Genomic DNA, 6,479 nt, shown 5'->3' with positions numbered 1-6,479 from the left:
GCGGGGTGGTGCGTGAGGGCCGCGATGAGTATCGGGCGCGGCGTGGCCGGCGTGGGTTGGGCGGGGAGGTCGCCGGCGAAGAGCGTATCCTCGCCGGGGTATACGGACGGGCGGCCGGCGCGCGGTTCGCGGATACCGCGCGGCTCGACCAGGCGAGGGGCACGCCGCCGGTCGACAAGGCCGACAAGGCCGGCCAGTCCGGCATGCACGCCCAGGCAGCCGGCGACAGCGCCGCCGGCCAGCAAGCGCGCGCCGCCACCGCCGACACCCCGCCTTCGCCACAATAAGCCGGCCCTGCCATCGGGTGCGCGCGGCATCCCCCCGCGCACCCGATTTCCGATCTTCCGCTTGACCCTCACGTAGCGTAACGTTTGAGACTCCAGTGTGCGCACCGAACGGAGAAACGAATGCGACTGAAAGTGGGAGAACTGGCGAAACGCAGCGGGTTGACCGTCCGCACGCTTCATCACTATCACGCGATCGGTCTGCTGACGCCTTCGGCGCGCGCCGACAACGGCTACCGGCTGTACGACCGCCACGACATCGCCCGGCTCCACCAGATCCAGGCGCTGCGTCGCTTCGGCCTGTCGCTCACCGAAATCGGCGACCACCTGAACCAGCCCGACACCCCGCTCGTCGAGATCGTCGCGAAGCAGATCGCGCTGCTCGACCGTCAGCTCGCGCAGACCGCGCAGCTGCGCGAACGGCTCGTGAGCCTGCATGCGCAGCTCGCCGCTGGCACGGAGCCGGAACTGGCCGATTGGCTCACCACACTGGAGTTGATGACCGTGTACGACAAATATTTTTCCGAGGAAGAACTCGCGCGCCTGCCGATGTACCAGAAGAGCCAGGCGGGCGACGCCGAATGGATCGCACTCGTCGACGAGGTGCGTGCGCTGCACGACGCGGGCGTACCCGCCGAGGACGAACGCCCCCGTGCGCTCGCCAGCCGCTGGATGACGCTGCTCGTGCGCGACACGAACAACGACCCGCGGCTGCTGGCGAAGCTGAACCTGATGCACGAACACGAACCGGCGATGCAGTCGAAGATCGGCATTTCGACCGCGCTGCGCGACTATGTGTTGCGCGCGTCGTCGGAAACCAAGATGCGGATCTTCGAGAAGTATCTGGCGCCGGACGAAATCCGCTTCATGCGGGCGCACTACGGTGAAAGCGCGATGGAATGGCCGCAACTGATGGGTGACGTGCGCGACGCGATCGATGCGGGCGCCAGACCGGATTCGCAGGAAGGCCGCGCGCTCGCGCAGCGCTGGCTCACGCTGTTCTGCCGCTACGCGGGCACCGATCCGGCCACGCATGCGAAATTTCGCCACGCGATGATGAACGAGCCGTCACTGACGCAGGATTCGTGGATCGACGACACGTTGATCGGCTTCGTGCGGGAGGCGATGGCGCAGTTGCAACCGCAGCGTTGAGCGACGGCGGCCGGGCCTGCCTTGGCGTGCGGCCCGGCCGCCTTGCGCCGATGGCGTCGCGCGAAGCGCGGTCGGATCAGTCGTAGTTGCGCACGCTCACGCCGCGCCAGCGCTTCGTCATGTAGCGGAGAAACGCGGGATTCGCCTTCAGGTCGGCGTTCGGCACGGGCGCCGCACCGCCGTCGAAACGCCTGCCCTGATGCGTCAGCACTTCCTCGCCGCGCAGCACGTACTTTTTCCCCTGGTCGATCAGGAAGTACTTGACTGCATCGGGGCTGACGTCGCCGCGGCAGCCGATCTTGTACGCAAACAGGAACTGCCTGCGGCCGTTGCCGAGCAGGTCCGGCATCTCGACCGACGCGGGCACGACGTCGAGCACCTTGTCCTCGCCGCATTCGGTCACGTCGTCACGCACCGACCAGTCCGGCTGCCCGTTCAGCGTGCCGACCACCCGGAGATGCACGTCGTCGCCCTGTTCGGTTGTCGCGAACGTGACGGCATGCGCGCCGGCCGCGTCGGTCCACTTGTATTCGGCGGCCTGCACCGGGTTGAACCACGACGCGACGGCGGCAACGGCGAGCCAGCGGCTCACGGCAAAGACCTGTTTCATGAATGAAGACGACCCCGGATTGAACGCGCCATTATCCGCATGGGCGCATCGCGCCGCCATCCCTCGATGCGCCCCGCTCACCCGCCGCGCGTGCCGAGCCCCAGCGCTTTCAGGCGGCGGTACAGCGTCCGCTCGCTCATTCCCGTACGTTCGGCCAATGCCTTGCGCGTGCCGGCGAACCCGCTCGCGATCCGCACGAGTTCGGCATCCGTCAGCACACCGGCCGCCCCCGCTCCATCCTGCGGCGCCGCCGATGCCGCAACCAGCTCGACCGGCAGATGCTCGATCCGGATCGCCCCGTCGTCCGCGAACAGGCACGCGCGTTCGAGCACGTTGCGCAGCTCGCGGATGTTGCCCGGCCACGCATATGCATCGAGGCACGCACGTGCGCGCTCGGTCAGCACGAACGGCCGCGCGCTCGCATCGCCCGCACTGGCACGTACGTTCGCGATCCGCCGCAGGATCGATTCGGCCAGCAGCGCGACATCTCCGCGCCGGTCGCGCAGCGCCGGCAACGGTATCGGAAACGCGTTGATCCGGTAGTAGAGGTCCTGCCGGAACCGGCCGTCGTCGATCATCTCGCGCAGCGGCTTGTGCGTAGCCGCGACCAGCCGGAAATCCGCGCGCAGCGCCTCGACGCCGCCGACGCGGCGGAACGTGCCCGACTCGATCAGCCGCAGCAGCTTCACCTGCATCGGCAGCGGCACGTCGCCGATCTCGTCGAGAAACAGCGTGCCGCCCTGCGCGGTCTCGACGAGGCCCGGCTTGCGCTGGTTCGCGCCCGTGAACGCGCCCTTCTCGTAACCGAACAGCTCACTCTCGAACAGCGTCTCGGCGATCCCCGAGCAATCGACGACGACGAACGGCCCCATCGCGCGGTCGCTCGCCTCGTGCAGCGCGCGGGCGAACAGCTCCTTGCCGGTGCCCGATTCGCCGAGCAGCAGCACCGGCAGCATCGACGGCGCGACGCGCTGCAGTGCGCCGAGCGCCGCGTTGAACGCGTCCGCGCCGCCGACGAGCCCTTCCGCACTCGGCTGCGCGGATGCGCTGCGCACCGTCGTCAGCCGCTCGACGTACGCGATCACGTTGCCGTGCGCATCGAAGATCGGCCGTAATTCGACGTCGACATGCTCGGGGCCGCGCGGCGTGTGGTGGATATGCAGCACGCGGTTCAGCCCGCGCGATTCGAGCGCCTGCTTCATCGGGCAATGCTCGCCGGCCTGGTCGCACGGCACGTCGTAGTGATGCGAAACCTGGAAGCAGTGCCGGCCCACGTGCTCGACGCCCGCGACGCCGAACTGGCGCCGGTACGCATCGTTCGCCGCGAGGATGCGGTAGTCGGGATCGACGACGATCATCGGCTGCGGATCCTGCTCGAGATACGCGACGAGCGCGCGCACGTCGGGCATGACGTCGTGGCGCGGCGCGGGGACGATCGGGATGGTGTCGTGCGGATTCATGCGGACGCTCGGTGAAGGGGCGGCCTGACGAACTGCCAGGCAGACTGCCAATTCTGCCACGACACTGCCAATTGTGGCAGTCCGCAGTGACAGACGGAGGCCAACGACGCCCGCGCATCGCGGCAGCCGTACCTAAAACCCGAGCCGAATCAAGTCCCTGGCAGATCGGCCGGCACTACGACGCAGGCTGGCACGGTTCTTGAGTTACCCATCCCGATTGCAGATGCAGAACCCGATCGAGGACACCCCGTGAGCCATGCCACCACGCTATCCGTCGAAGGCTTTTTCGACCCGGCGACCCACACCGTCAGCTATCTGCTGCTCGATACCGCGAGCCGCGCGTGCGCGCTGATCGACAGCGTGCTCGACTACGACCCGAAGTCCGGCCGCACGCACACCGCGAGCGCCGACCGGCTGATCGCCCGCGTGGCCGAACTCGGCGCGGACGTGCACTGGCTGCTGGAAACCCATGTGCACGCCGATCACCTGTCGGCCGCGCCGTACCTGAAGGAACACGTCGGCGGCCAGATCGCGATCGGTTCGCACGTGCGCCGCGTGCAGCACGTGTTCGGCACGCTGTTCAACGCGGGCCCGGGCTTCGCGCAGGACGGCCGCCAGTTCGACCGGCTGCTCGACGACGGCGACACGCTCGCGCTCGGCGGGCTGACGATCCGCGCGCTGCATACGCCGGGCCACACGCCCGCGTGCATGACCTACTGCGTCGACGATGCGACGCAACGCGCGGCCTTCGTCGGCGACACGCTGTTCATGCCCGACTACGGCACGGCCCGCTGCGACTTCCCCGGCGGCGACGCACGCACGCTGTACCGCTCGATCGAACGCGTGCTCGACCTGCCGCCCGACACGCGCCTGTACCTGTGCCACGACTACCAGCCGGGCGGCCGCGACGTCCAGTTCGAGACGACCGTGGCCGAGCAGCGCCGCGCGAACGTGCACGTGAAGGACGGCGTGACCGAGGACGATTTCGTCGCGATGCGCATCGCGCGCGACGCCACGCTCGCGATGCCCGTGCTGATGCTGCCGTCCGTGCAGGTCAACATGCGCGCCGGCCACCTGCCCGAGCCCGAAAACAATGGCGTGCGCTACCTGAAGATCCCGCTCGACGCGATCTGATCGACACGCCCCGCCCCATCCGGAGAACCCCGACATGACCATCCGCAAGCTGACCGACACGCTGTCCGTCTCGCCGCAGATCGCGGCGGCCGACCTGCCCGCGCTTCACGCGGCCGGCATCCGCGCGATCATCTGCAACCGCCCCGACGGCGAAGGCCCCGACCAGCCGACCGTCACCGAGATCCGCGCGGCCGCCGCGCCGCTCGGCATCGACGTGCATTACCTCCCGGTCGATACGGGCAAGGTAACCGACGACCAGGCCGCGCAGTTCGGCGCGCTCGTCGCGTCGCTCGACGGCCCGGTGCTCGCGTACTGCCGCCGCGGCACGCGCTCGGCCACGCTGTGGGCGCTGTCGCAAGCCGGCCTGCGCCCGCTGAACGACATCGTCGCGACGGCCGCCACAGCCGGCTACGACCTGCGTGCGCTCGCGTCGCGCGTCGTGCAAGGCGGCAAGCAGGCGGCACCGGCCGTCGACGCGCGGCACGACATCGTGATCGTCGGTGCGGGCGCAGCAGGCATTGCGGTCGCGTCGAGCCTGCTCGCGCGCGATGCATCGCTCGACATCGCGGTGATCGACCCGGCCGACGTCCACTACTACCAGCCGGGCTGGACGATGGTCGGCGCGGGCGTGTTCCGGCCCGAGACCACCGCACGCCGGATGACCGACGTGCTGCCGCGCGGCGTACAGCGGATCCAGGCCGCCGTCGCGGGCTTCGAGCCCGACGCGCACACGGTCGTGCTCGACGGCTGCCGCCGCATCGGATATCGCAAGCTCGTCGTGTGCCCGGGGCTCAAGCTCGACTGGCACGCGATCGAAGGCCTCGCCGACACGCTCGGCCGCAACGGCGTCACGTCCAACTACCGCTACGATCTCGCGCCGTACACGTGGGAACTGGTTCGCGCGTTCCGCGGCGGCAACGCACTCTTCACGCAGCCGCCGATGCCGATCAAGTGCGCGGGTGCGCCGCAGAAGGCGATGTACCTGTCGTGCGACCACTGGCGGCGTGCGGGCCGCCTCGAAGCCGCGAACGTCGAGTTCCTGAATGCGGGCGCCGCGCTGTTCGGCGTCGCCGACTACGTGCCCGCGCTGATGGAGTACGTGAAAAGCTACGACATCGCGCTGTCGTTCGGCCACAACCTCGTGTCGATCGACGGGCCCGCGCGCCGCGCGACGTTCGCGCGCGCGCTGCCGGACGGCGGCAAGGAAACCGTCGTGCGTTCGTTCGACATGATCCACGTCGTGCCGCCGCAGAAGGCGCCCGACTTCGTGCGATCGAGCCCGCTCGCCGACGCGGCCGGATGGATCGACGTCGATCCGGCGACACTGCGGCACAAGCAGTATCCGGACGTCTACGCGCTCGGCGACGCCACCAACACGACCAATGCGAAAACGGCCGCGGCCGCCCGCAAGCAGGCGCCGGTGGTTGCACACAACCTGCTCGCGTCGCTCGGCCGCGCACACGGCGACGCCGCGTACGACGGCTACGGCTCATGCCCGCTCACGGTTGAGCGCGGCAAGATCGTGCTCGCCGAGTTCCTGTACGGCGGCAAGGTCGCACCGACCTTCCCTGCGTGGCTGATCGACGGCAAGCGCCCGTCGCGGCTCGCGTGGCTGCTCAAGGAGCGCGTGCTGCCGCCGCTCTACTGGAAGGCGATGCTCAAGGGCCGCGAATGGCTCGCGAAGCCCGCGATCGCGCGTTGACCGGAGCCCGCTGACGTCATGTTGATTTCCCTCGTACTGGGTGGTTTCGTCGGTGCCGTACTCGGCCTGACCGGCGCCGGCGGCGGCATCCTCGCGGTGCCCGCGCTCGTCGTCGGCATGAGCTGGCCGATGCAGCA

General features: G+C 69.2%; 5 protein-coding genes and 2 pseudogenes. 5 read left to right on the top strand and 2 right to left on the bottom strand.

Annotation, left to right across the window (positions count from 1 at the left end):
• Positions 1–287: pseudogene (locus tag G3N93_RS31310) on the top strand (hypothetical protein); the annotation flags it as partial.
• Between the two features lie 120 nt (positions 288–407).
• Positions 408–1,436 (top strand): MerR family transcriptional regulator, encoded by a 1,029-nt coding sequence (locus G3N93_RS31305; protein ID WP_206134693.1) that lies wholly within the window; start codon positions 408–410, stop codon positions 1,434–1,436.
• Between the two features lie 76 nt (positions 1,437–1,512).
• Here G3N93_RS31305 and G3N93_RS31300 read toward each other — a convergent pair whose 3' ends face one another.
• The gene (locus G3N93_RS31300) at positions 1,513–2,046 is read right to left on the bottom strand and encodes a M949_RS01915 family surface polysaccharide biosynthesis protein (RefSeq protein WP_206134692.1); all 534 of its coding nucleotides are present in this window, start codon (positions 2,044–2,046) and stop codon (positions 1,513–1,515) included.
• A gap of 77 nt (positions 2,047–2,123) precedes the next feature.
• Positions 2,124–3,506, bottom strand: coding sequence for a sigma-54-dependent Fis family transcriptional regulator (locus G3N93_RS31295; RefSeq protein ID WP_206134691.1), 1,383 nt, complete (start codon positions 3,504–3,506; stop codon positions 2,124–2,126).
• 249 nt (positions 3,507–3,755) lie between these two features.
• On the opposite strand from G3N93_RS31295, the gene G3N93_RS31290 reads away from it, so the two are divergent.
• The 3 genes and pseudogenes from G3N93_RS31290 to G3N93_RS31280 form a co-directional block, all read left to right on the top strand.
• Positions 3,756–4,640 carry an MBL fold metallo-hydrolase gene (locus G3N93_RS31290; RefSeq protein ID WP_206134690.1) on the top strand — a complete coding sequence of 295 codons (885 nt, stop codon included), beginning with the start codon at positions 3,756–3,758 and terminating at the stop codon, positions 4,638–4,640.
• A 34-nt stretch (positions 4,641–4,674) separates the two neighbouring features.
• Positions 4,675–6,342, top strand: a complete 1,668-nt coding sequence (locus G3N93_RS31285; RefSeq protein WP_206134689.1) for a bifunctional protein tyrosine phosphatase family protein/NAD(P)/FAD-dependent oxidoreductase — start codon at positions 4,675–4,677, stop codon at positions 6,340–6,342.
• A gap of 18 nt (positions 6,343–6,360) precedes the next feature.
• Positions 6,361–6,479 (top strand): annotated as a pseudogene (locus tag G3N93_RS31280) (sulfite exporter TauE/SafE family protein); the annotation flags it as partial.

It is taken from the genome of Burkholderia sp. Se-20378, from assembly GCF_017104665.1.
GTDB lineage: Bacteria > Pseudomonadota > Gammaproteobacteria > Burkholderiales > Burkholderiaceae > Burkholderia > Burkholderia lata.
The sequence above is the reverse complement of the archived record's forward strand: the minus strand, read 5'-3'. Positions and strand labels throughout refer to the sequence as shown.